At 55.7% G+C, this 24,908-nt stretch carries 25 protein-coding genes and 1 riboswitch; of the genes, 4 read left to right on the top strand and 21 right to left on the bottom strand.

All coding sequences use genetic code 11. The features are described 5' to 3' along the window. Positions 1–41: 41 nt before the first annotated feature. The 3 genes from ACHUEV_RS11685 to ACHUEV_RS11675 form a co-directional block, all read right to left on the bottom strand. Positions 42–926 (bottom strand): homocysteine S-methyltransferase family protein, encoded by an 885-nt coding sequence (locus ACHUEV_RS11685; protein WP_394180029.1) that lies wholly within the window; start codon positions 924–926, stop codon positions 42–44. Positions 927–946: 20 nt separating this feature from the next. Then, the gene (locus ACHUEV_RS11680; protein ID WP_394180027.1) at positions 947–1,513 is read right to left on the bottom strand and encodes a helix-turn-helix domain-containing protein; all 567 of its coding nucleotides are present in this window, start codon (positions 1,511–1,513) and stop codon (positions 947–949) included. A 97-nt stretch (positions 1,514–1,610) separates the two neighbouring features. Continuing rightward, the gene (locus ACHUEV_RS11675; protein WP_394180025.1) at positions 1,611–2,063 is read right to left on the bottom strand and encodes a GAF domain-containing protein; all 453 of its coding nucleotides are present in this window, start codon (positions 2,061–2,063) and stop codon (positions 1,611–1,613) included. A 122-nt stretch (positions 2,064–2,185) separates the two neighbouring features. Here ACHUEV_RS11675 and ACHUEV_RS11670 point away from each other — a divergent pair, with 122 nt between their 5' ends. Both ACHUEV_RS11670 and ACHUEV_RS11665 read left to right on the top strand, forming a co-directional pair. Then, the gene (locus ACHUEV_RS11670; protein ID WP_394180023.1) at positions 2,186–3,760 is read left to right on the top strand and encodes a gamma-glutamyltransferase family protein; all 1,575 of its coding nucleotides are present in this window, start codon (positions 2,186–2,188) and stop codon (positions 3,758–3,760) included. Positions 3,761–3,912: 152 nt separating this feature from the next. Then, positions 3,913–4,905, top strand: a complete 993-nt coding sequence (locus ACHUEV_RS11665) for a hypothetical protein (protein WP_394180021.1) — start codon at positions 3,913–3,915, stop codon at positions 4,903–4,905. A gap of 2 nt (positions 4,906–4,907) precedes the next feature. Here the strand turns inward: ACHUEV_RS11665 and ACHUEV_RS11660 are convergent, their stop codons facing one another. From ACHUEV_RS11660 to cobN, 8 genes are all read right to left on the bottom strand, one after another. Next, positions 4,908–5,303 carry a hypothetical protein gene (locus tag ACHUEV_RS11660; protein ID WP_394180019.1) on the bottom strand — a complete coding sequence of 132 codons (396 nt, stop codon included), beginning with the start codon at positions 5,301–5,303 and terminating at the stop codon, positions 4,908–4,910. 76 nt (positions 5,304–5,379) lie between these two features. Further along, entirely contained in the window at positions 5,380–6,003 is a 624-nt protein-coding gene (bluB, locus tag ACHUEV_RS11655) for a 5,6-dimethylbenzimidazole synthase (RefSeq protein ID WP_394180017.1), read from the bottom strand. Then, positions 6,004–6,366 (bottom strand): Lin0512 family protein, encoded by a 363-nt coding sequence (locus ACHUEV_RS11650; RefSeq protein ID WP_394180015.1) that lies wholly within the window; start codon positions 6,364–6,366, stop codon positions 6,004–6,006. Further along, positions 6,363–6,707 (bottom strand): Lin0512 family protein, encoded by a 345-nt coding sequence (locus ACHUEV_RS11645; protein WP_394180013.1) that lies wholly within the window; start codon positions 6,705–6,707, stop codon positions 6,363–6,365. The genes ACHUEV_RS11650 and ACHUEV_RS11645 overlap by 4 nt, the downstream gene beginning before the upstream one ends. Before the next feature lie 45 nt (positions 6,708–6,752). Next, complete coding sequence (locus ACHUEV_RS11640) at positions 6,753–7,430, bottom strand: YrbL family protein (protein WP_394180011.1); 678 nt, start codon at positions 7,428–7,430, stop codon at positions 6,753–6,755. Between the two features lie 109 nt (positions 7,431–7,539). Then, complete coding sequence (cobO, locus tag ACHUEV_RS11635) at positions 7,540–8,157, bottom strand: cob(I)yrinic acid a,c-diamide adenosyltransferase (RefSeq protein ID WP_394180009.1); 618 nt, start codon at positions 8,155–8,157, stop codon at positions 7,540–7,542. 85 nt (positions 8,158–8,242) lie between these two features. Beyond that, on the bottom strand, positions 8,243–8,752 hold the full coding sequence (locus tag ACHUEV_RS11630; protein WP_394180007.1) for a lipoprotein: 510 nt from the start codon (positions 8,750–8,752) through the stop codon (positions 8,243–8,245). Between the two features lie 239 nt (positions 8,753–8,991). Then, a complete protein-coding gene (cobN, locus tag ACHUEV_RS11625; RefSeq protein WP_394180005.1) occupies positions 8,992–12,693 on the bottom strand; it encodes a cobaltochelatase subunit CobN in 3,702 nt (1,233 codons plus the stop codon). A 47-nt stretch (positions 12,694–12,740) separates the two neighbouring features. Here cobN and ACHUEV_RS11620 point away from each other — a divergent pair, with 47 nt between their 5' ends. After that, complete coding sequence (locus ACHUEV_RS11620; protein ID WP_165793368.1) at positions 12,741–12,896, top strand: hypothetical protein; 156 nt, start codon at positions 12,741–12,743, stop codon at positions 12,894–12,896. A 2-nt stretch (positions 12,897–12,898) separates the two neighbouring features. On the opposite strand, the gene ACHUEV_RS11615 is transcribed toward ACHUEV_RS11620, so the two are convergent. The 3 genes from ACHUEV_RS11615 to ACHUEV_RS11605 all read right to left on the bottom strand — a co-directional run bounded on the left by ACHUEV_RS11615 (position 12,899) and on the right by ACHUEV_RS11605 (position 15,168). Next, positions 12,899–13,348 (bottom strand): GNAT family N-acetyltransferase, encoded by a 450-nt coding sequence (locus ACHUEV_RS11615; RefSeq protein ID WP_394180003.1) that lies wholly within the window; start codon positions 13,346–13,348, stop codon positions 12,899–12,901. Next, entirely contained in the window at positions 13,345–14,412 is a 1,068-nt protein-coding gene (cobW, locus tag ACHUEV_RS11610) for a cobalamin biosynthesis protein CobW (protein ID WP_394180001.1), read from the bottom strand. Before cobW ends, ACHUEV_RS11615 begins: the two co-directional genes overlap by 4 nt. Before the next feature lie 81 nt (positions 14,413–14,493). Then, positions 14,494–15,168 (bottom strand): energy-coupling factor ABC transporter permease, encoded by a 675-nt coding sequence (locus ACHUEV_RS11605; protein WP_394179999.1) that lies wholly within the window; start codon positions 15,166–15,168, stop codon positions 14,494–14,496. A 36-nt stretch (positions 15,169–15,204) separates the two neighbouring features. Next, a riboswitch (cobalamin riboswitch) is annotated at positions 15,205–15,423 on the bottom strand. A gap of 201 nt (positions 15,424–15,624) precedes the next feature. Here ACHUEV_RS11605 and smc point away from each other — a divergent pair. After that, the gene (smc, locus tag ACHUEV_RS11600) at positions 15,625–19,080 is read left to right on the top strand and encodes a chromosome segregation protein SMC (RefSeq protein ID WP_394179997.1); all 3,456 of its coding nucleotides are present in this window, start codon (positions 15,625–15,627) and stop codon (positions 19,078–19,080) included. Between the two features lie 52 nt (positions 19,081–19,132). Here the strand turns inward: smc and ACHUEV_RS11595 are convergent, their stop codons facing one another. From ACHUEV_RS11595 to ACHUEV_RS11565, 7 genes are read right to left on the bottom strand one after another with little or no spacing between them, the layout of a single operon-like run. Beyond that, positions 19,133–20,296, bottom strand: coding sequence for a dipeptidase (locus ACHUEV_RS11595; RefSeq protein WP_394179995.1), 1,164 nt, complete (start codon positions 20,294–20,296; stop codon positions 19,133–19,135). A 10-nt stretch (positions 20,297–20,306) separates the two neighbouring features. Continuing rightward, positions 20,307–21,470 (bottom strand): lytic murein transglycosylase, encoded by a 1,164-nt coding sequence (locus ACHUEV_RS11590; protein WP_394179993.1) that lies wholly within the window; start codon positions 21,468–21,470, stop codon positions 20,307–20,309. Positions 21,471–21,529: 59 nt separating this feature from the next. Then, positions 21,530–22,114, bottom strand: a complete 585-nt coding sequence (locus ACHUEV_RS11585; protein ID WP_394179991.1) for a DedA family protein — start codon at positions 22,112–22,114, stop codon at positions 21,530–21,532. Next, positions 22,107–22,472 (bottom strand): hypothetical protein, encoded by a 366-nt coding sequence (locus ACHUEV_RS11580; RefSeq protein ID WP_394179989.1) that lies wholly within the window; start codon positions 22,470–22,472, stop codon positions 22,107–22,109. Before ACHUEV_RS11580 ends, ACHUEV_RS11585 begins: the two co-directional genes overlap by 8 nt. A gap of 49 nt (positions 22,473–22,521) precedes the next feature. Continuing rightward, positions 22,522–23,418 (bottom strand): adenosylcobinamide-phosphate synthase CbiB, encoded by an 897-nt coding sequence (gene cbiB / locus ACHUEV_RS11575; RefSeq protein WP_394179987.1) that lies wholly within the window; start codon positions 23,416–23,418, stop codon positions 22,522–22,524. Continuing rightward, positions 23,415–24,350, bottom strand: coding sequence for a threonine-phosphate decarboxylase (locus ACHUEV_RS11570; RefSeq protein WP_394179985.1), 936 nt, complete (start codon positions 24,348–24,350; stop codon positions 23,415–23,417). The genes cbiB and ACHUEV_RS11570 overlap by 4 nt, the downstream gene beginning before the upstream one ends. Then, entirely contained in the window at positions 24,347–24,721 is a 375-nt protein-coding gene (locus ACHUEV_RS11565; RefSeq protein WP_394179983.1) for a DUF1636 family protein, read from the bottom strand. Before ACHUEV_RS11565 ends, ACHUEV_RS11570 begins: the two co-directional genes overlap by 4 nt. Positions 24,722–24,908: the final 187 nt, after the last annotated feature.

Here is a 24,908-nt window from a genome sequence, read left to right as displayed (position 1 = left end):
CAGCCGCGACGTGAATAGCATGCGCGAAGCTACGCGTTTTTTTAGATGATAGTGTGTCCCGCCGCGTGGATTGCAGTGGCAAGTGCGGCGATATGGGCAGGCCCAACTTCGCAGCAGCCACCAACAATTGTTGCGCCTTTCGCGATCCAGCTCATCGCGTGTTTTGCATATTCCTCTGGTGTCAGATCGGCACGGGCCGAAAGGCTGTCCACAGTCGGCTTGTCTTTTAGAAATTCACTACTGATTTCCCGAAATCCATTTGCATAGCCACCAAAGGGCAGGTCGCTTTGCGCAAGAACGTCCATGGCAGTACTGATCGCCTCTGGGGATGCGCAATTGGCAAGAAGGGCAGAGGCACCCTTGGTATGAGGGAGGACGTCAGCAAGTGCCTCGCCTGACCGCAGCTTTGTGCCATCTTTATCGTCGACTGTCATGGCAAGCCAAACGGGTTTGCCCGCCTTTTTCGCCCCGGCGAGCGCCGAACAGGCATGATCAATAGAGGCAATCGTTTCGCAAATGATCAGATCGACACGTGGGGCAAGCAGCATTGCTGCCTCGGCATAAAGCGGAATGGCCTCCGACTGATCTGGGTGGATGTCGGGTCGATAAGACGCTCGCAGTGGCCCGATAGCCCCGGCAATGCGACCGTGACCCGCGCAGGCTGCTTCGGCTTCGGTGAGCGCTGTCTTAAAAAGCGCCTCAAACCGATCTTCGTAGGGGGTGCCTGCCAGCCGATCCCGGTGCAATGCATAGGTGTTCGTCAGAGCCACAGTTGCACCTGCATCACGATAGGACCGATGAACCCCTGACACTAATCCGGGATGGTCTATCATCACCTGTGTTGCCCAAAGTGGTGTCGCGGCATCGCCAGCGCGCTTGATGAGCTCTTGGCCCATGCCGCCATCAAGTAACGTAATCTCTACCATGTAATTATCACACTATTCACTTAGTAAATGGGAGGGGAAATGATCCAGATTATCTCGCAAGGTTTGTTGCCGGGGTTGGCCCAGCGAAAGGTTTCACCACGTAGTCGAAAGCTGTCACCAGTGTTTAGCTTAAAGTGTTTACCGTCGACCCAAATCTCAAAAATACCGGTTATGACATAGCCGATTTCTTGGGTTTCGCGCACCAAGGCTTCTTCGAGCACCGAGCCCGGATCAAACTTTGAATGAATTACCTCAAAATCGTCTGTGAGGTCAGGAGAAAGCAACCCCTCGGTAAGGCCCGGTGTACGGCTTCCGATTGGGCGGCGCGCGTTGGACCGGACAACCAATCCTTCCTCTGCAGGATTGACGCTCGTTTGTAGGAGGCTGGATATAGAAACATCCAGAACGGCGGCCATTTCCCCAAGATCTGAAATCGCGGGTACTGAAATGTCACGTTCGACTTGGCTTAGCCAGCCGACCGATCGGTTCAGGCTTTCCGCCAATGAGACAAGCGTCATGCCACGTGCCTTGCGCAATGCGCGAATGTCGGCGCCCAGTGTCTGAGCTGATTTTTCCAATTGTGACATGGTGTCCTAGAAAGCAAAAGTGTCGTAAGAATTACCGCTTAGGTTGCTAATCGCACTGCCATATTGGACAAAAATCACTTTTAATCAACCATAGGTATTATCTGCTGAACACATTTGCCAGTATCTGTGTCAGTGCCGCAGCATCGGTTTCGCTGAATGCGTCGGGTTGGTTGCTATCAATATCAAAGACAGCAATCACGTCACCGTTGCGGTCAAACACGGGAAGAACAAGTTCGGACCTTGTGCTGCTGGCACAGGCAATATGGCCTTCGAATGCTTCGACATCTGGAACAAGCTGTACTTCTTTTGTGCGGGCTGCTGCGCCGCAGACACCACGTGAAAATGGGATCGTCAGGCACCCATGCCCACCTTGGTACGGCCCAATTTTAAGAAGTTCAGGTTCTGTGACGCGATAGAACCCTGTCCAATCAAAGCGATCATCGCTGTGATGTACTTCGCAAGCGAGCGTTGCCATCAATGCAACCGAGTCTGTTTCGCCCTCGGTAAGGGATGCAATGGTTTTGCTAAGGGTGTCGTAGTCTACGCGCATCTGTCGTGCTCCTGTCGGGCTAGTCTCGCCAAGGTCTAGCGACAGCTAAGAAAACCAACAAGCCCCCGTTGCACTTGGCCTGTAATCCCGTACCGTAGCTTGGCAATTATCCAGAGGTCACCATGCGCGATTTTCACAAACCGGGCCGTTCGGCAGTTTACGCAACCAACGGGATGGCCGCGACATCGCACCCTTTGGCGGCAAAGGTCGCAGTTCAGATGTTAGAGGCAGGTGGCAACGCGGTGGATGCGGCGATTGCAGGCGCTGTGCTGCTTGGCATTTGTGAACCACAGATGACCGGTATCGGTGGTGACTGCTTTGTCCTGCTGACCCCACCGGGCGAGGACCGCGTTGTTGCGCTGAACGGATCAGGGCGTGCACCTGCCGGGATCGATTCAGATGCTCTACGCGCAAAAGGCCCAGTTATCGCGCCTTATAGCGTTGATGCGGTGACCACACCTGGCGCGATTGATGCATTTTGTTGGTTGTCTAAAGACTGGGGAAAACTCGGCCTTAAGGCTGCGCTGGCCCCTGCGATCTATTATGCCGAGGCTGGCGTGCCTGTCGCGCCACGCGTCGCGTTTGATTGGGCGCTGGGCGAAAAGAACCTATCGGGACGTGCCCGTGATCTGTTCCTGCTGGATGGAAAAGTCCCAACACCGGGCCAAATGTTCCGCGCTCCGGGACAAGCTAAGGTGCTGCGCGAAATTGCGATGGAGGGGCGCGCTGGCTTTTATGAGGGCGAAGTCGCAGAGGATATGGTTGCCAGCCTGAACGCATTGGGCGGTACACATACGTTGGATGATTTCGCGGCGACGGCCTGTGATTACACTGACCCCATTTCTGGCGGCTATGGCGGGCTTGAGCTATGCGAGCATCCCCCGAACGGGCAGGGAGCAACAGCAATTCTGCTACTCAATATCCTAAAACATTTTGACATTGCCGGAATGGACCCATGGGGTGCAGAACGCGCGCATATCGAGGCCGAAGCGACGAAACTGGCCTATGACGCCCGCAACCGTTTCATCGCGGATCCAGATCATACGACGCGTGTGGATCATATGATGGCGCCCGAAACAGCTGCCAAAATGGCTGCGTTGATCGACCCCGCTAAAACGATGCCCGCCGCCGCACCTCTGGCGGAATCTATACACAAAGACACGATCTATATCACTGTCGTCGATAAGGACCGCATGTGCGTGTCACTGATCTATTCGGTCTTCCATTCATTCGGATCCGGCATCGCATCGGACAAATACGGTGTACTGTTCCAGAACCGCGGAGCAGGTTTTACGCTCGAACAAGGGCACCCGAACGAGGCCGGCGGCGGCAAGCGCCCAATGCACACGATCATTCCGGGGCTGCTGAAAAAAGACGGAAAGCCGTTCATGCCCTTTGGGGTCATGGGCGGTGCCTATCAATCAACGGGACACGCGAGGTTCGTCAGCAACGTGACAGACTTTGGGCTGTCCCCCCAAGAGGCGATGGACGCGCCACGCTGCTTTTCTGATGGGGACGTGCTGAATGTGGAGAACGGTTATTCAGACATCGTCAAAGCAACACTGCGCGACATGGGGCATAACGTGCAAACGCCAGAAACCGCGATTGGTGGTTCACAATCTATCATGCTTCGTGACGATGGCGTTCTTGAGGGCGGCAGCGACCCACGCAAAGATGGTTGTGCGTTAGGCTATTAACAACGCAAGTCGTTGTGTTGCGAATGAAATTCACCATAGTTATTTTTGCATTATGCAATTGACGGTTGAGATCGGCTTGCGGATAAGGTTTCCCAAAATATGCGGCGGTATGTTGCGCGTTTTATAATTTATTTATTCTAGTCAGGATCGCTATGCTGATATTGCGTTCAATTCCATTTTCATTCGCGATCCTGTGGCGCATGGCCTTGGTCATGCCCTTTGTAGTTTTGGCGTTGGCCGTATTCTCGGCCATGTTTGTCATATGGTTTCTGACCTCAATGCTGTTCTTTCCGTCTGTCGCGTTGTTGGTCATCACCACTGTGCTCTTATTCCCAATGGCCGCGTTCCTTGTGATGCTTGCTGTGATGTCGGCCATGATGTCGGTTGTGCCGACGATGGTTGGCGCACGACTTGGCCTTCAGGCACGTGGTGTCATTGTAAAAGATGGCTACGGCAAGATGGTATTGCCCGCATTGGGTTATGGGCTTTTCGAAAGCTTATTGGGCATCATTTTGATGTCAGCCGGTTTCGGATTGTTCCTGCTCATGTCGCCATTGTCGCTTGCTGATCTCAGTCAACTAGCTGACGAAGATTCCCAACAAGTTATAGTCGAGGCATTTGCCGGTAGCGCGCAATATGCATTGCCCATCATATTTGGCGTCAGCATGATCATGATTGCCGTACGTGCGCTTCTACTCGTGCCGCTTGCTGGCGCTTCGATCGGCCAAGATGCAAACGGTAGCATGCATACGCCGTTCATGGGGGCCGGCACTCGGTATTTGTCGGTACTCTGCGTTGTCATACTAGCCGGGGTGGCCAGTTTCTTTATCGCTCCTTTCTTAGCCTTTGTGGGTGAGTTTATCGGTGTTGGCGATGCGCAATTGACAGCGCTTGAAACAGCGGGGGAAGGCGAAGATTTCACCTTGTCGTCAATCTGGACGTGGCAACTTGGGGTGCTTTTTGCTTTGGCAATTCTATCGTGGATTTGGATTTTTTGTCTGCAATGTGCCGTTGCTGTATTGGCCTATCTGGATAAGAAAGACGAATACGACGAAATCCGAAATGCCGAAGTCGAAGTGAAACGTATGGCCGCTGAAGAAGTACGTGGCCTATGGAAAGAGCGTATGCCGCCGGGGCGCAGGTGACCTTAGCCTGCCCGCAAAGATCGCAGGAATAACCCAACTCCGCCGACCAGCAGCACCAGAATAACGATGAGATCAAAGGCGCTCATGCGTTCGAGTTGCAGAGTCATGTTGGCGATGACGCCAAAGACCAAGGCGACCATTGATCCGCCCGCAAGCAGCCAGCCGATCCAGTTTTTTGAGTTGTAAAAGATCATGCCGACCCCGAACATAAAGGGGATCAGCACCATGCCGGATGTGATCGATACGCCGCCGATCCCAAACACGCGTGATCCCATGCCAAAGTTGGGTCGTACAACAATGCCGTCAAGCAAAAGATAACCGCCGCCGATCATCATGATCACGCCGATCAGAAAACTTCCGGTTCCGCCGTCTGTGCCGCCTGCGCCACGTGTTGCCATGGGTTTCTCACTTTCATCTTGCTCGTTGTAATGGTTCTAGTGAAGCAACATGCGCTTGGCTAGGGTTTGGTCGGTGCTAGACCTGTTCCCACCTAGTAGGCGTGTTTTCTTGCCATTTCTTTTCATGAAGCAGCGGGGTGTCGTTATCGAATGCGGCTTTGCCCAGACATAGATAACCCGTCAGTTGCCAGTGATCCGGAACGCCCAAGGTCTGCGCAACGGACGCAGGATCAAGGATAGACACCCAGCCAAGCCCTAGGTTTTCGGCGCGTGCCGCCAGCCACAGTGTATAGATCGCTGTGACGCTCGAATAACACAGCATTTCGGGCATGGTTTGCCGCCCTAATCCGCGCCCCTCAATGGGTTGGTTTTCGGTGAACACAGCAAGATGAACGGGTGCTTCGCGTAGGCCAGCAAGCTTTAGGCTGGCGTAGGACGCCCGTGTTTCATCATCGTAGATCTGGCCAGCGGTTTCATTGGCCGCTTCGAAGTTTTCAATAATCTTAGTACGCAGAGCGGGCGTCGTCACCTGTAGCACGCGCCAAGGCCGTGCATTGCCAACCGATGGCGCCAAGTCCATCGCGGTGCGTAGACGAGCGAGTGTTTCGTCGGGGATCGCGTCGGGCAGGAAATGGCGGACATCGCGGCGCCAGCGCAATACATCATGGAGCGCGTCGCGGTGGGCTTGGGTTAGTTCCATCTAGCTGCGTTTCCATTTGGCACTTTGATCGGGCAAAAATGCCTCGACCGCGGCTGTGGCCACAACTGCAGTGTCGCCGGTTTCAGGGTTCGGGACATTCATACCACCCGTGGTGGCAGTTACGGTCGCACGCCCACGTGGCAGGTTTTTTGCAAGCGCCTCAGTGTCGATTTTATCCGGTTCTTGAACGCCTACTGTGACTTGCACCCGCATCGTGTCATGATCAATTCCGGTACTTTGAAAAATCGGCAGGGTCGAATGGCGGATCGCATCTTCGATCGCGCGCGCGGCGGCTTTTTGGTAATCCATCCCGTACAGGTCGTTACCCATGCCCATTTCAATAATGATGCGCTGGTCGGTCATGCTGGCTCCATATCGAAACTGACGTTGATCGCGACATTCGCGATGACCGTCGGATTGCCGTCAGGGCGCGGGACATCCAGCCCGCCGTGAGTGACGTTGATTGTGGGTTGGCCGTAAGGAAAGATATCCAGCAATACGCCAACGTCTACCTGGTCTGGCTGTTGTACCGCGATCTGTACGTCGATCAGCATTGCTTCCTTTGGGAAGCCAAACAGCTCTGCCATGTTAATCGAATTATGCCAAAGCGCGTCCTGTAATCCGCGACGTGCGGCTTGTGTATAGTCTTGGCGGCGTAGGCTGGTGCCCATGCCAAATTCAGTGAGGACGCGGTGGATTGGCATTTGTCGTTCCTAGGGCTGTATCGTTATCGCAAGGTTAACTGAACCTTAGCTAAGATACGAGAACCGTCGTTGGACCGCGTTCCATTCGATGGATTTATTGCGACCCAGCCGCTTCATGCTGTCGTCTAGGCCTAAACGGTTTGTCCAATTTGCCATGGTCCGAACCGGGACGGCGTGAATATCGCCAAACCCATCGACCAGAACACATTCTTTCGGTCCGAGCCCTTCGGCATTGCGGCGTTGCCCAAATACAAAATTACGGGCGGTCAGGTCGCTTGCGCGGATGTTGTGGGCGTAGATCCGTTGCACGGTGTCGTTCAGCATCTCAACGTGTTCAGGCGTAAGACTACCAGACTGTATTAAGTCATACAGCGTATCGCCCAGCACATTACTCGATGATTGTACCCGTTCAGTCAGGCAACCCAGACCGAGCTGGGTGCTAACGAAGCCGAACATATGTGTGATGGGTGGCCGAAACTGCGCACCTTGATTTGACAGCATCAACCGCAAGTATTCGAGATACTCTTTGCGGATTTGACGATCGCGTGTGGAGGGTATCCAGCGTTCTAGCGCGAGGCTGAATTTTGATCTGCCGGCGGTATCAGCATCGTTAAGCAAGACCTTTACAAGCTTGCTGTCGTCAAATGGATGCAGATAGACAGCCCGCTGCTTACCGCTCGCGAGGAGGTTCTTTGGATCAAGAGCGAGTGTCGTGCGCGTCATAATATGGTTACATATATATGTTTTCGCGCCGTTCAATGGTTTGATTTCTGCAGCCGCCTGCAATCCCTATTGGGATGCAGTGTATTGGCGCAGTGTTGCATCGTTGGGGTTAGTACTCGACCCCAATCTGTGCTTTGATCCCGGACCGGAACGGGTGCTTGACCAGCTCCATTTCAGTAACAAGATCTGCGATCTCGATCAGGTCTTCGTGCGCATTGCGGCCAGTTAGGACAACATGTGTCATCGCAGGCTTATGGTCGCGTAGGAACTCTACAACATCAGCGATATCGACGTACCCGTAACGGATTGCGATGTTGATCTCGTCCAAGAGGACCATGTGGTTGGTTTCATCTAAGATGAGCTCTTTGGCCTTGGCCCATGCGGCCTGCGCCATTTCAGTATCGCGCGACTTGTCTTGGGTTTCCCAAGTAAAGCCTTCGCCCATTGTGTGGAACGCACAGATGTCAGTGAACTTTGCAAGGATCAGATCGCGTTCGCCAGTCGACATGCCACCTTTGATGAATTGCACGACAGCGCATTTCATATCATGTGCGATGCAACGAAAAATCATGCCGAACGCGGCGGATGATTTGCCCTTACCCTTACCGGTGTGGACGATGATCAGACCTTTTTGGTCGGTCTTGGTTGCCATGATCTTATCGCGCGCGGCCTTCTTCTTGGCCATTTTCATCGCGTGGCGGTCTGTGTCGTCGGTGGGTGTGGTCATTTTCTGGTTTCCTATTTGTCACCAAAATGACCGTGGGATCCTAATCTTGCAATGGGCGAACAGAATTTTTCACCAAAGCCGCCGATTACTGAAGCGTAAGAGTGATCGGGTTATAGCCGAAATCATCTTTCTCAGTATTGCGCACCGTTCCAAACAGCCCTGCTGTCAACGACGATGGCCCACGCCGTTGCTTGGTCAAATTCGTAACGTCAGAAGTTGTGGTTGCCGTGCGACCTTCGTTATCCGTACAGGTGACAACAATCGCAGGGGAATCCGGGCCGTAATCTGGCACGATGATGTTTGCTGGCGTCTGGAATGACGCAACAAAAAGACCGGCATCAAGGTTACAGGACGCGCCTGTCACTTCGCTGTACGCTATGCCGCTACGGCTTGCTGTTGTACGTACTTTTAGAAACCCCGTTCCACGAAAACGTGGTGCGGTGTTGCCGTTCGCACGGGCGTAGCCGTAGACATCCAAACCTGTTGCAGTAAGAGAATCTGTTGGGGTTACTGGAATGGACCGCTGAGTAACCGGCGTCTCGCTACACGCAGCAAGCAATGCCACGGCAGTAGCCAATAATATCGACTTTTTCATAACTTCCACTCACTTTTGTGCCCCAGCGCGTTTATAAATCGCCGGAGCAACTGCGTAAGCTGAAATGCCTTTAACGTAACGGCGTTTAGGCGGTTTTGGTTAAAAGTGCCATTTTTGTCTCTGAAATTAAACCGTTACGTGTGTGTGGTCTCGCTAGGGTTGCTGCCTCGCGACATCTGGTCGTGGTGTTTTTGCATTGCACCACGACTTTCCATTCACTTTGGCTTTTGCAAACGGCGTTAACCAAGCAGTTCGGAAATCCTAGCACGAGCAGAGTTAGACTTAGGTTGCCATAGGTTCCTATCAATCGCTTCTTGCAGTCGCTGTGCGATCTCACGCAGGGCGGGGGCGTTCGCATCTGCGATGAAGTCTCGGGTGTCGTCGTCTTTGATAAACGCTTCCTCAACGAGGTCGAAGTGGTGGTTCTGAACCGCACCCGTAGTGGCCGCGAAGGCGAACAAGTAGTCGACTGTTGCCGCGATTTCGAACGCGCCTTTATAGCCATGACGCTTTACACCATCGATCCATTTTGGGTTTACCACGCGGCTACGCACGACCCGCCCAATTTCGTCATCAAGTGTGCGAATGACGGGTCGTTCAGGGCGCGAATGATCGTTGTGATAAATGGGTTTGTCTTGGCCTTGCAGCGTGCTGACCGCTGCGGCAGCACCACCTTCGAACTGGTAATAGTCGTCGCTGTCCAAAATATCGTGTTCGCGGTTGTCTTGATTTTGAACGATGGCGTCGGCTTGCGATAGGCGCGTTTCAAATGCCTTGCGGTCTTTGCGGCCTTCGGCCCCAGCACCATAGGCGTAGCTGCCCCATTCAAGGTATGCATCAGCGAAATCGGATTTATCGGCCCAAATTCGTTCGTCAATTAGGGCTTGAAGGCCAGCGCCATAAGCGCCGGGCTTGGAACCAAACACGCGGGTTTGATCTTCGCCTGCTTTGGCGCGTGCGGCAGCTGGGTTAATTTCCTCTGCTTCGTCGAGCTCTTGAACAGCGCGCGCGGCACTGTCGACAAGCGCGATCAATTGCGGGAATGCATCGCGAAAAAAGCCTGAGATGCGCAAAGTAACGTCAACACGGGGCCGACCAAGGATCGACTGTGGCAGTATTTCAAACCCGGTGACGCGGCGGTTTGCGCTGTCCCACTTTGGCTTAACACCCATCAAGGCAAGGGCCTGAGCGATGTCATCGCCACCCGTACGCATGTTCGCGGTGCCCCATGCAGTGACCAGCATGCTACGCGGCCAGTCGCCGTGGTCTTGCAGGTGTTTTTCGATTAGCAGGCTCGCAGATTTCCACCCAAGCGCCCAAGCTGTCGGTGTGGGTACGGCCCGGCTATCGACACTATAGAAATTGCGGCCAGTTGGCAGCACATCAAGCCGCCCGCGGGTTGGCGCGCCGGACGGGCCCGGGTTGACGAAGTGCCCTGATAGGGCGCTGAGGAGACCCGCCCCTTCGTCAGGTCCGCAGGCCTGAATTGTCGGAAGTATAGTCTCTAAGATTTCATCTAGAACGGCTTGTGCCGCTCGCGGGGTGAACCCCGCATCGCCCCACCCGCCGTCCCGAAGGCCGCGTTGGCACAGTGCTTCGAGACGTTCGACCGTATCGCCATTGGTACGCCAAGTGGTACTATCTTCTAGAGCGGCGGGTTTTTCAGGTGGGGGCGCTGCCATATCGCAATCAAGCGGATCGATACTCAGGTTCAGGTCCTCTGCCAGCGCACGCAGGAGCGACGCATTTCTACCCTTGCCATCACCACGTGGCACGCGTGCCAAAGCAATCGCCAAGTCCCGTTTTTGTTGCCCCTCGGGTGATTGCCCAAAGATATGCAGCCCGTCCCGTATTTGTGCTTCTTTTAACTCACATAGGTATGCGTCTAGCTTACCTAGATCGCTGTCGTTATCGCCGGTGAAGCCCGCGTCCTTTGACAGGCCAGTGACTTCGGACAAGGACAGGATTTCTTTGCGTAAGTGGTCTATACGGCGGGGGTCAACGCCGGCGGCTTCGTAATATTCATCGACGAGCGCCTCTAGGTCGCGCATCGGGCCATAGCTTTCTGCGCGGGTTAGTGGAGGGGTTAGGTGGTCAATGATGGCCGCAGATGTACGTCGTTTTGCTTGCGTACCTTCACCCGGATCGTTGACGATGAACGGATAGACATGCGGCGTCGGGCCAAAGACGGCCTCGGGCCAGCAGGTTTCAGACAGCGCCACTGCTTTGCCGGGAAGCCATTCAAGATTTCCGTGTTTGCCCATGTGAACGATCGCGTCAGCACCCCAGTGGTGCCGCAGCCAAAAGTAGAATGCGAGGTAGTTATGTGGTGGGACGAGATCAGGCGAATGATATGTATCTGTGGGGTCAATGTTATATCCGCGTGCCGGTTGCAGCCCAACCACGGCGTTGCCGTAGCTGTGGATCGAAAGGGCAAAGCCCTTGTTTGCCTCCGGCGGGAGTATTTCTGACAAGGTGAGGAACGGATCATCCACGGGTTGGCCCCAGCGCGCCGTGATTTGCTCTTTGACCTCCCAAGGGAGGGCGTCAAAATACTGTTGATAGATGTCGAGTGGTAGGAATTCGCCGCCTTCTTTGTCCGCACGATCCGTGAGCCAATTGGTTGGGCCTTCCATGACCGTTTGCATCAGTGTTGCGCTGTCTGTGGGCGGTGTAACCGTGTGGCCTGTCGATTTCAGCAGGTTGAGCACATGTACTGTCGCGGCTGGCGTATCCAGCCCAACGCCGTTAGCGAGCCGCCCGTCTTTGTTTGGGTAGTTAGCAAGGATCAGCGCGACCTTTTTGTCGCTGGCTTGTGTCCGCCGCAGGTGCGCCCAGTTGCGGGCAAGCTGGCTGGTAAAGTCGATCCGGTCGCCTAATGCCTGATAGGTTGCGATGGGGCATTCGGTGGCGTCGTCAAAGAATGCTTCGCCTTTGAAGCTGACCGCGCGGGATAGGATGCGCCCGTCGACCTCTGGCAGGGCGACGTTCATCGCGATGTCGCGGGCGGTTAGCCCGTGCAGGCCTTCGCGCCATGTGGCCTCTGACGCGCCAGATAGGATGACCTGAAAGATTGGTGCGTTGTTGGCAAGCAGTGGGTTTGTTGGGCTGTCGTCGCCGTCATGCGGGCTGCCGACCGCGAAGGCGGTACAGTTTAGGATTACTTCGGGCGGGGCTGCGGTGAACAAAGTGTCGAGTGTTGCGCGGCTGACCGGGTCTTTGAGTGACGCGACAAAGACGGGCAGCGGGTTAAGACCCGCGCGCGACAGGCTGCGCACCAGACGGTTGATTGGGTTTAACCCGCCGCCTTGGACAAGTGCGCGGTAGAAGATGATCGGGACAATTGGCGCGTCGTCCGTCCACGCTGCCTTTGCGGCATCAAGGTCAGCAATACCTGAACCGGGCCAGTATACACCCGCGCGTAGCAGGGGGCTGGCTGCAGCGGGTCTTTCGCTACCCTCGAGCATGGAGCGCGCGTAACCTAACAGATTGGTGCTGTTTTTCGGGCCGCCTTCGACGAAATAGGACCACAGCGCGTCGTAGTCTTCGCCTGAAACGGTAGACAGTTCACGTAGTTCTTGGTCCGGCTTATCGTCGCCGGGCAGGGCGACAAAGGGGATGCCTGCCTCGTGCAAACGTGCGGCGTATTGCGTCAGCCCGTATTTCCAATACCCAGCGCCGCCTAAGATGCGCGCAATCACTAGCCGTGATTTAGTGGCACAATCATCAAGGTGGAGATCGACCGACATCGGGTGTTGCAGGTGCATCATATTGGCAAGACGCAGTCCGGGTGGGTGATCCATTTGTGACCGGGCGTCGGACAGTGCGGCCAATTCCGTGTCAGCGGCGGAAATAATCACCACGTCGGCCGGTGTTTGGCCAAGATCAACAGGCTCTGATCCGTCAGAGATTGCGCCGGGTGTCGCTGCGAGCAGGTGCATTAGGTATATTCCCGTGGTAGTGGATGCCCAAACATGAGGTCAAAACGATGGATTACAAAGCAGCAGGCGCACCCAAATTGGGTAAGAATGCCCCGAAACATGCCGAACATAACGCGCATGGGTCGAAGAAAAAGCCATTTGGCACACGTGAAGATAAGGCCGCTTTGTTGGCCCGGATGAAGAAGGCGGCTGAGAAGAAGTAGCTTCAAAGCGCCTTTTCCATAAAGATTGAACTGTTCGCTTCGGTGTAATCGCCGAAGCGGCCGCATGGGGTGAACCCATGTCTCGCATATAGTTTGTGCGCGGCCTGCAGCAGATTACCTGTTTCAAGCTTTATTATCGGAAGTTTGACTTCGCGTGCTTGGTCTTCGAGTTGACGCATAAGCGCATCGGCGATCCCTTTGCCCCTTGCGTCAGGATCGACAAACATGGACTTGATTTCGCCGTAGCCGTCTTTGATAGCCAGCGCGCCAGTACCCAAAATTTGGGTGCCGATGCGGGCCGTAAAGAAATGGATATTCGGTGAAACCAGATCGTCGATTTCAAGGTAATAATTGTCTTCGGGCGGAAAGAGTGACGCCATCAGGGCGTGGCTTTGTTTGAGCAAAGCCGTCGCCTGAGGATGGTGTGGGTCTGTCCGCTCGACGATAATCATGCTTGTAGGGCGGCTGTGATGGTTGCTTGATCAAGACCTGCTTCGCCAATGACCACAAGCCGCGTTTCGCGTGGCGCGTCGCCAAAGGGTTGGTCAAAGTAGGTATCAACGCGAGGGCCGACGGCCTGTAGGGTCTGGCGCATAGGCTTGCCTGTTACCGCAACAAACCCTTTCAGACGCAGAATGTTGTTGGCGCGGATGACATCGGCGACTTGGGCTGCGAATGCGGTTGGGTCCTCGATCTCACCACGGGTGACGATGAAGGATTCGAATTCATCGTGGCCATGTTCGTGTTCATGATCGTGGTGGTGATCGTCGTCGTCATCATGGTGATGATGATGGTGGTGGATTTCGTGACGAGAAGACAGATCAGATTCAGCGCCGACACCTTGGCCAAGCAGAACATCGACGGGTAGGGCGCCCATGGATGCTTTGATGACCTGAACGCCGTCGCGGCTTTCGGATTTTAGCTTTGTTGTTAGTGCGTCTGCTTCTTCGGCCGACAGTAGGTCCGCTTTGTTCACAACGATCATATCGGCGCAGGCGACTTGGTCTTCGAACAATTCAGACAGTGGCGTTTCGTGATCAAGGTTTTCATCTTGGGCACGCAGCGCATCGACTGCGGCGACGTTATGGGCGAACTGGCCGTCATGAACAGCGCGGCCATCAACCACGGTCACAACGCCGTCGACTGTCACCTTGGTTGAAATACCCGGCCAGTTGAACGCGCGGATAAGAGGCTGCGGCAGTGCAAGACCCGACGTTTCGATCACGATGTGATCAGGTTTGTCTTCGCGTGCGAGCAGGGCTTCCATCGTGGGGATGAAGTCGTCGGCGACGGTGCAGCAGATGCAGCCGTTTGACAGTTCAACAATATCGTCTTCGGTGCAGGTTTCGATCCCGCAACCTTTTAGGATGTCGCCGTCAACGCCAAGGTCACCAAATTCATTGATGATCAGCGCGATGCGCTTGCCTTGGGCGTTTTGTAGCATGTGGCGGATGAGGGTGGTTTTCCCGGCACCAAGAAAGCCGGTGACAACGGTCGCGGGTATTTTTGCGGGCATGGGTATGTTCCTGCTGCAGATGTTTCCAAACGGAATGACGGCCCCAAGGGACCGTCATACAACATGTTTTGTTTGGCGCGCTTAAGCGGCGTAGAGGCGTGGTGTGACCAGACCGCTGTTTTCGAGGCCGCGCATTGCTTTGGCGCCAGCAAGAACAGCCAGATCAACAAGTGGCTCTAGCAGTAGAACAGTCATGTAAGCCGCACCGAATGTACCAACAGAAGCGAGGGTTTCTGCGCCAAAACCTTGGCCGTAGAATGCCCAGAATGCGACCCAAGCAACGATACCGCCTTGGTATGTCGCGGACATTGCAAGCGCTTGTTTGTAGCTAAGGTCAACGTAAGCTGTGCCTTTGGCGATGACGTTTTTGGTCAGCGCGTGTAGACCAAACAGTGGGACCAGCAGTGTTGTCAGGTTCATGCCGTACTGTGGCAGGTCGAAAGGCGAAAGCAATGTACCTTGGATCAGCAGGCCAGCGGCAAGGCCGATAGCAGCAGGCGCAGTGCCCAGCATCAATAGTAGGGTTGAGCCCATGATCAGGTGTACTTCGGACACGCCGACGGACATGTGTGGCAGAAGCTCAAAGAAAACCAACACGGCAAGTGTCGCCATCGTTGCACGTGCGATCAATGAGACAGCACCGCGATCACGCAGGCTTTCCCAGATCAGTTTCGCGGAATAAGCAGTTGCGCCAGCAGCGGTGGCGTAAGAAAGCGCGATTTTTGCGCCTGTGACGATTCCGGGTTCGATATGCATTTTTCTATCCTTGTTTCACCGTCATCCCCGACGGCCGTTACGACATTTTGCATGGCTGGTCTCCTGGCTTGCGGGTCGCGGTACCTTGTTTACCTTCCCAGGTTTCCCCAGTGGCGTCGTTAACAAGGCACTCACCGCATACAGTCGCGGGGGCGGCTGTGGCACCGGGCCTCCTGTTAGGATCGGCCTTTCCACATTCCCATTTCATCCCCAGATGCTTGGCATCAGCGGGGAACCGTGCGCTGTTGTTGTGCGCTGTCGGGTATGGCCACGTCAAGGAAGAATACGACATTTGCAGGCCAAAGCGCGGCGTCAGTTGGTTAAGCCGGTAAGGATGCCGCAATATCTTGTGGATAACTGGGCGGAACACAGCACATGCTGCGTCTGCGACGTTGACAGGTTGCCGCATCGGGGGACATGGTTTTGATTACGAAGGAATCATGAGGTCCGAAACCCTTGCGTTTTAGCAAACTGCGTCTGAATGGCTTTAAAAGCTTTGTTGACCCTACTGATCTGATCATCGCCGATGGTTTGACTGGTGTTGTGGGGCCAAACGGCTGTGGTAAATCCAATTTGCTAGAAGCTCTGCGTTGGGTCATGGGCGAGAATCGCGCGAAATCCATGCGCGGTAGCGGCATGGAGGACGTGATCTTTGCTGGGGCGTCGACGCGTCCTGCCCGTAACTTTGCCGAAGTGTCATTGATTATCGACAATGGTGAACGTCTGGCGCCCGCGTCATTTAACGATAACGACCAGCTAGAGGTGATCCGGCGCATTACGCGTGACGCGGGGTCTGCCTATAAGGTTGGTGCAAAAGACGTCCGTGCGCGTGACGTGCAAATGCTGTTTGCTGATGCCTCGACCGGGGCGCATTCGCCTGCGCTGGTCCGGCAGGGCATGATTTCTGAACTGATTAACGCGAAGCCAAAGGCTCGTCGCCGCATCCTAGAAGAAGCTGCTGGTATTTCTGGTCTGTATCAGCGCCGTCACGAGGCGGAATTGAAGCTAAGAGGTGCGGAGACCAATCTGACGCGCGTCGATGATGTGATTGAACAGCTAGCCGCGCAGTTGGGGCAGTTGGCCCGGCAAGCCCGCCAAGCTGCCCGCTATCGCGAAATTGGTGATAACCTGCGCCGTTCCGAAGGGATGCTGTTGTTTCGTCGCTGGAAAGAAGCGGATGAGGCGATGCTTGCCGCGTCAGAACAACTACGCGAACGGACAACTGCTGCCGCCCAAGCCGAGAAGACAGCGCGCGAGGCTGCAAAGTCACGCGCGGAATATGAAGATGCTCTGCCGCCACTGCGCGAGGAAGAGGCGATTGCGTCAGCTGTGTTGCAGCGTTTGCAGGTGCAGCGGGATACGTTGAAAGATCAAGAAGATCGTGCGCTTGAAATGATCGAGACCTTGCGGTCACGCATCGATCAACTTGGCCGCGATATGGAGCGCGAAGGTGGTCTAAATAAAGACGCTGGGGAGACAATTGAGCGGCTCGAATGGGAAGCCCGTGAGATTGCCAAGGCCGGTGAAGGGCATGATGATCGACTAGAAGAGGCCCAAGACGCGGCCCGCGAAGCTGCAAGTGTGCTGGAAGAACGTGAGGCCGATCTTGCGCAGCTGACCGAAGATGTTGCCCGGCTTGCCGCACGTCACCAATCGGCGCAGCGTTTGGTGGCTGACAACCGTACCACTATGGAAAAGAACGAGGCTGAAGCGGAGCGGGCCAAGTCAGCTATGCAAGAGGCTGCGACCGCGCTGGCCAAGGCTGAAGAAGATTTCGCTGCAGCAGGAGAGGCCGAAGCGGCTGCCGTGGCTGCGGCAGAGGCTGCAGATATTGCACTGTCAGAGGCCGAAGAGGCGCGTGCGGAAACCCAGACCCGAGAAAGCGATGCGCGCGCGTTGCGATCAGAAGCTGAAGGCGAGGCAAACGCCTTACGTGCAGAGGTGGCCGCGCTAGCCAAACTCGTCGAGCGTGACACCGCCGAAGGTGGGCAGGTTCTTGACCTGCTACGCGTGCAAGGTGGCTACGAAAAAGCGCTGGGTGCTGCGCTGGCTGATGATCTGCGTGCGCCAGAGATTGGGGCAGATGCGAAGTCTGGCTGGGCGTTGCTGCCGGGATATAATACGCCGCAAACGCTACCCGAGGGAGTAAAGGCGCTTACGAACTATGTCGGTGTACCAGAGGTGTTGGCCCGCCGTATGAGCCAAGTGGGTTTTGTCGACGCCGCCGATGGCCCGCGCCTGCAGGCAGAGCTGAAACCGGGTCAGCGCCTTGTCTCCGTCGAGGGTGATTTGTGGCGTTGGGATGGGTTCCGTGCCGGTGCAGAGGATGCTCCGTCGGCCGCGGCGTTGCGTCTGCAACAGTTGAACCGCCTCACAGAGCTGAAGCGTGATCTGGAAGAGGCTTCGGCCACAGCAGTTGGCGCGGCGCAGGCCCACGACACCCTGACGATGCTATTGAAGCAGCAGACCGAGGCAGATCAGGCGGCACGTAATGCACGCCGAGATGCTGATCGGATGGTCGCAGAAGCAAACCGTGCGGCTAGCCGCGCAGAGGCCGACCGGAACCTGAGCCAAGGCAAGCAAGAAAGCCTTGGGCTTGCGCTCAAGCGCCACGAAGAAGAAGCGATGAGCGCGCGCAAAGCGTTGGCAGAGGCAGAAGCAGCAGCGAACGCGCTAGGCAATCTGGATGACGCACGTGCCGCTGTTGAAGACGTGAAAATGACTGTTGAAGCGGCCCGTATCACGATGATGTCGCATCGTTCGGCCCATGACGAAGTTCGGCGTGAAGGCGAAAGCCGTCTAAAACGTTCGCAACAAATCACTAAAGAGGTAAGCGGCTGGAAACACCGCCTTGAGACCGCAAATAAGCGTACTGCTGAATTGGCAGAGCGCAAGGCGATGTCAGAAGCTGAGCTTGAAGAGGCAACCGCCGCACCCGAAGAAATTGCCGCCAAACGGTCAGAATTGGCCGACGCCATTGATGAGGCCGAAGAGCGTCGGAAAGAAGCGTCCGATAAGCTGGCAGAGGCTGATGCCGCGCTGCGCGAGGCGGGCCATCAAGAGCGCGATGCCGAGCGTTTAGCATCTGAAGCACGCGAGGCGCGTGCGCGCTCAGAAGCCCGTTCGGATGCAGCCCGCGAAACGTTGTCCTATGCCGCAGAACGCATCAAGGAAGCGCAAGAAGTCACGCCCGATAAGCTGCTTGAGACGCTTGAAATGGCGGTCGAAGATATGCCTGCATCCGATGTGGTCGAGACGCAGGTCAACGCACTGAAACGTCAGCGTGACAGCCTTGGTGCTGTAAACTTGCGCGCCGAAGAAGACGCAAAAGAGGTGCAGGTTGAACACGATGGATTGGTCACTGAAAAGGCTGATCTTGAGGAAGCGATTGCAGCGCTACGTTCCGGGATTGCCAGCCTGAACAAAGAGGGTCGTGAACGCCTGCTGACGGCGTTTGAGCAGGTGAACGAGAACTTTGGTTTGCTGTTCACCCACTTGTTTGGTGGTGGTGAAGCCAAGCTGGTGTTGGTCGAATCCGATGACCCGCTTGAGGCTGGTTTGGAAATCATGTGTCAGCCGCCGGGCAAAAAGCTGAGCACTTTGTCATTGCTGTCGGGTGGTGAACAAACCCTTACGGCGCTGGCGCTGATCTTTGCGGTATTCCTTGCGAACCCGGCCCCAATCTGTGTGCTGGACGAGGTCGATGCGCCGCTAGACGACGCCAACGTCACGCGTTTCTGTGACCTGCTGGACGAGATGTGCCGCCGGACCGACACGCGGTTCCTGATCATCACGCACCATGCCGTCACGATGAGCCGAATGGACCGATTGTTCGGTGTTACAATGGGCGAACAAGGCGTATCGCAGCTTGTGTCAGTTGACCTGAAAAAGGCGGCTGCAATGGTGGCGTGATGCTTGGCGTCGCTGTTGCTACGCAATGCGCCGCCCACCACATCCCACAACTTTAAGGCAGCCGTTCGCGGAGTACCCTGACCATATTGCCGCCCATGACCTTGCCGATTTGTTCGTCGCTTAGTCCCGCGTCTAGTAGGGCTTGGGTCAGTGCGGCGAGTTCTGAGGTGTCGAAGCTGGTCGGGACCGATCCGTCGAAGTCGGAGCCTAACGACACGTGGTCATCGCCGAGCAATTCCACCGCTGCTTTGATGGTCGCGGCGATCCCGGCTGGGCTGTCGTCACAGGTCACGTCCGCCCAATAGCCGATAGCGATGACACCGCCGGTCGCTGCGATTGCTTGCATTAGGTCATCGGTGAAATTCCGTTTGACGGGGCAGGCAGAATGGATGCCGGTGTGGCTGACGACTAAGGGGATGTCAGTCATGGCTAGGACATCGCGAGCGACTTGGGGCGATGAATGGGCAAGGTCGAGGATGAGGTTGCGTGCGGCGACTTCGCTGACTACCTGCCGACCGAAGTCGGTTAGCCCATGATCACCAGTGCCGTGGAGTGATCCACCCAGTTCATTATCGAAAAAGTGTTGGAGGGCGATCATACGGTGGCCAGCGGTTTCGATTTTATCGAGGTTGGCGATATCACCTTCTAGAGGATGTGAACCTTCAATCCCGAGTAATCCGCCGACGACTTGTTGTCCGTTGGCTCGGTCTGCAAGAATTTGATCAAGATCGGCGCGTGTTTTGATAACGCGGAGACGACCGTCTGAGGCATCGGCATAGGAATGCAGCCGCTTCGCCTGATAAAGCGCACGTTCAAGCAGGCTGTTCCATGTGCGCGGAGGCCAGAGCTGACCAACCGCAAGCGGGGTGATGTTGTCGAACGCTTCTGCCGAATTTTCATGATAGTTCTGTCCCGCTGGGCTTTTGGTGACGGCGGTGAACATTTGTAGGGTGACGTTGCCTTCGATCAGGCGGGGTAGATCGACTTGGCCGCGATTAGCACGGTTGAGCAGGCTGCGTTTCCACAGCAGTGTATCAGCGTGCCAATCACCAATGATCAATCGGTTGTGAAGCGCTTGGGCCTGTGGGCTGATGGGGTAGGGTTCATGATCAGCAACGGCGTTGCGCCCTTTTTCGACATAGCCGGGGCCAAAGGTCAAAAAGGCGGTGACGCCCAAGATGAGCAACACCAATAAGGCTTTGAGGAACCGCCGCATCGCAACCGACCTATAGCCGGCTTAGAAGGTCTAGGGTTGGCCATGCATCAGCGGGCAAGCCCATGCGTTGCTGTTCGACTTGGACGGCCTCGCGGGTTTTTGCGCCAAGGATACCGTCTATTCCACCGACATCATGTCCGCGTGCGGTTAGCTTTTGTTGCAGTTGTTGCATCTGCGGTCCGCTAAGTGGTGCGGATGGGTTGCCTGCGTCGTAGACCGAAGCGCCAGATAGGCGTGTGGCGAAATAGGCGGCTGTTGTGACGTAGACAAAGCTCTTGTTCCACTCGAAATAGACGTCAAAGTTTGGGTAAGCGAGAAATGCTGGCCCGTTGCGGCCCATTGGAAGCAGGACGGAAGCCTGCAAATTCGACGGCCCAAGTGACCCTTGCCGCGCGGTGATACCTGCATTCGCCCAATCTCGGACGCGGAATTTGTGGTTTAGCCCGGTTTGCGACCAATCAAGGTTGGCGGGTACATTGATTTCTTGCAGCCACGGTTCGTTGGGCCGCCAGCCAAGCGAGGACAGAACATTCGCACCTGACATTAGCGCATCGGGTGCGGATGTTTTTAGGGTAACATGCCCGTCACCGTCGCCGTCCATCCCGCGTTCGATGATATCAAGCGGTAACATTTGAACTTGGCCGATTTCGCCAGCCCATGCACCTGTGGTGTTGCTGGGGTCCATATCGCCACGCTGAAACAGCTCCATCGCAGCGATAAGCTGAGGACGGAACAGTTCTGGGCGGCGGCAATCATGCGCAAGGGTTAGCAGCGCGTTGCGAGTGTTAAAGCTACCCTGCACTTGGCCATAGTCGGTTTCAAACGCCCAAAATGCCAAAAGTACGCCGCGTGGAATACCGAAGCGGGATTCAATGCGATCAAACGTGCTGTCATACCGCTGGCTATAGACCCGCCCGTTGTCGATCCGGTTTTGCGAAATAAGAGCACGTGAGAAGCTGATAAAGTCTTTCTGAAAGACACCTTGCGAGCGGTCCGCATTTAGGACGCTTTGTTCGATCCGCGCACCTTGGAAAAACCGATCGGCATTGGCTGCAGAAATGCCGTTGGCGCGGGCTTCGGCCTTTACCCCATCGATAAAGCTGTTCACGGGGCCGCCGCATGTTTGGGCAGTGGCAGTGCTTGCAATCAGGCTTAGGGCAAGGGCGAGGCGCATGGCAATTCTCCTATTGGCTGAAGTCACGTTAACAGTCGATCAATAAGGTGCAAGCCTTGTCACTGTTTAGAGCGCAATAGGAAGAAGCTTGCCGCGACGGCGAGGCTAATTGCTGTCAGTAGCCATGCCCAATCGGCGACCAACACAGTTAGCGCATCGAGGTTTGCAGCAAAGTAATAGCCAAGCATTACGTAGCCCATGACCCAGATAGCTTCGCCCATTGCGTCCCAGATGATGAACCGCCATGTGCTTAGCCCAGCGGCACCTGCCGCGAAGTTGACCCATGGCCCAAGCGGTGCTGCAGCCCAAGTGCTAAAGAAAACCCCGGTGCTGCCCCAGCGGTCCACGACAACTTGTGCACGTGCAAAAAGGGCGGCGCGGCTTGGGCGTGTCGCAAGAAACTTATCTAGCCATTTGCCGCCAAGGCGCCCAAGCTGAAACCCTGTTTGGTCCCCTGCTAGTGCGGCAACATAGGCGACCGTCAATACTTGCCAAAGTACGAGATCACCCGCCGCCGCAAATGCCCCGCCCGATAGCATGACAGCAAAGGTTGGCACCGGAACCGCAAGGCAAGAGAAATACGCCGAAGCGGCCACGATAATCAGCCCCCAAGTGGCGACGAGCCCAAAGAAGAAATCAATCACGTTTAGATTCCTTGAAATCAGCGATGGCCATTTCAAGGGCGATAATCAGTGCTTCGACGTCGGTGTCTTGTGCGAAGGCGATATCATCCAGCGTCGTTTTTCGGTGCATCAGGTCTTGGCCGGGCGTGATTGCGTCTTCGATAACGTACGGCGGAACGTGCTGGGTCATTGCGATATAGCGCGGGGACATCCAGCCTTCGATTTGTTCGGGCGGGGCGTTGTACCAGGCACGCGAGGAAATTGCCGCGCGCACGCCGAAAACAACAGTACCGACGATAGCGAGCGCCATGAGCCCAAGCAGAATACGTCGTAACAGCCGCATGTGCCGTTCAGATATCTTGTGTTTGCGGTCAGGCATTTTGCTCGGTTCCGTTTTGGGGCGGTGGATTGAAATCCACCCTACGCGGTCAGAGAATAGCGATGATGAGGGCAAGGCAAAGCCCCATCGCCCATGTTTTCCAAAGCGTCGTAACAGCGCGGTCAATATCGGTTGGCGTAAGATCACGTTCCCCGTCGCCATTTACATACGGGAAATCTTGCATTTGCCCGTCGTAACTGCGCGGCCCGCTCAGCGCGATATCAAGCCCGTGGGCCATCGCCGCTTCGGGCCAGCCTGCGTTAGGGGATCTATGGCGCGGTGCTTCTTGCAAGATTGGCCGAACGCGCGGACGATTGGTGACTGCCCAGATCATCAGTGCCGTTAGCCGCGCAGGGATCAGGTTGAGAAGATCGTCCAACCGTGCCGCTGCCCAGCCGAATTGTTCGTGCCGTTCGGTGCGATAGCCGATCATGCTATCTGCCGTGTTGGTGATTTTGTAGATTAGCAAACCCGGCAGCCCGCCGACCGCGAACCAGAAAGCTGGTGCAATGACGCCGTCTGATAGGTTTTCAGCGGCGCTTTCGATGGCGGATCGTGCGACCGCACTTTGATCCATGTCTTTTGTGTCGCGCCCGACAATCATTGCAACGGCCATGCGTCCATCACCAACCGATAGGCGCAATGCGTCGGCCACGGCCTTTACATGCTGAACCAACGATTTTTGCGCGAGCAACACGGCGATGAGCACAACATCGACGATTGCCGTTGGCAATGCCTGCAACACGCACCCCAGCAATCCAGCCGCAATACAAAGGGCTGCGATCACGGTGAAGCCCTTGAGGCGCCTATTGTTACCTTTGTTAAATGTTTGGTCGCACCAGCCGATGAGCTTGCCCATCAAAATCGCAGGATGCGGAACGCGTGACCAAAGCAATTTTGGCTCGCCTATTGCCGCGTCAAGCAGCATGCCAGCGAACAGGATCAAAACGCGGCTTCCAATTGCGCCCAGCGGTCAGTCGCGGGCAGCCCAAGGCGGAGCCAATCGGGCGCGTATGGGAACACCCGTGACCAGACCCGGTGCTGTGCAAGCTGGTGCTGTGTGGCTTTGGCGCCTTTGACTTTGTAGAGCCTAAACAGGGTGGTACCCCCGATCAGATCAGCCCCATTGCGCGTAAGTAGCGTATCAAGCCGCGCAGCATCCGCCGCGATGCGCGTACGTGTTTCATCGGCCCATTGCGGATCGGCGAGCGCCTTTGCCCCGATGGTCAGTGCTGGGCCAGACACCTGCCATGGCCCCAGTAGATCGGTTAGCTTGGCAATAATCGTGGGGTCCCCAATGGCGAACCCAAGGCGCAAGCCTGCAAGGCCCCAGAACTTACCAAAGCTTTTCAGGACGACTGTGCCGGGACGGCTAGCCAGATGGATGAGTGACTGATCTGGCGCGACATCACCAAAGCTTTCGTCGATGATTGTGAACGGGGCGTTTAGGTCTGCCTCGTTCCACAGACGACCATCTGGGTTGTTTGGGTGAACGACAACCATCGTGCTTTGGGCACTGTCGCTGACTTGCCAGCCCGAGGCCTGAAATGCAGCGCCGTGTTCATTGTAAGTTGGGCCGGAAATCTGCACCTGCGCAGGCTTTGCGGTGCGAGGAAGCGCTGCAATGATCGCTGATGCCCCGGTCGCGGCGATGATGGCAGCATCCGAAGGAACATTCCAAAAGCAACGAGCGCATTTGTATAGCCGATCAAATGCAGCCTGATCAGGAAGCGCAGTCCAAGCATCGCCGGGCAGTGCGGGCATGGGGTAGGGCACCGGGTTTATACCGGTCGAAAGGTCCAGCCAATCGGCCCGCGTGCCGCCGTATTTGTTTATCGCGGCATCAAGCCCGCCGCCATGATCGCGTTTTTGGGTCATTCGTCTTTGGGCAGAGGCGGGTGACGGGTTACAAAATGCCCCTTCACGGCTTGTGGCCAGTCGCGGTAGGGGACTTGCCCGGTTTCGCTTTTGTTATGTGACATCGCATAAGCAACGATGCCGGAGGCGGCCTCTGTCGTCGCTTCGAAGTTGCCCAAGGTGTAGTTAAGTTTGCCTTCGCCTTGGATTGTGATGTTGCAACCTTGTTTGCAGCCCATCAGGCAAGACACACGCCGGGTTTTGACGCCAGACAGCCCGGTGGCGGCGGCTTCAATAAGCCTAGCAAGCGACTCACCATCGGTTTGGGACATATCGCCTTGGTCCCAGCCCTCTCGTTTGCAGGTGTCGCAGATGGTGATCCAAGTGGTCATAGGTCTTGCCTGTTGATTGTTTGGCGTGGTTCAAGCGGATTCTCGCCAGAACCGCAAGGTTTAGCGGAGTAACCTGTCTTTTGGTATAGGCTATAGGCGAACATTAACTATTCGTTAGGGATTTGGGCGGACTTGTGAATAAGCGATGTTCATTTTTCGGACAATTTTCTCGCCAAGTGATATTAGA

It is taken from the genome of Yoonia maritima (genome assembly GCF_043641945.1).
In the GTDB taxonomy this organism is placed as follows: domain Bacteria; phylum Pseudomonadota; class Alphaproteobacteria; order Rhodobacterales; family Rhodobacteraceae; genus Yoonia; species Yoonia maritima_B.
Note: the sequence above shows the minus strand (reverse complement) of the source record. Positions and strands in the feature narration are given on the sequence as shown.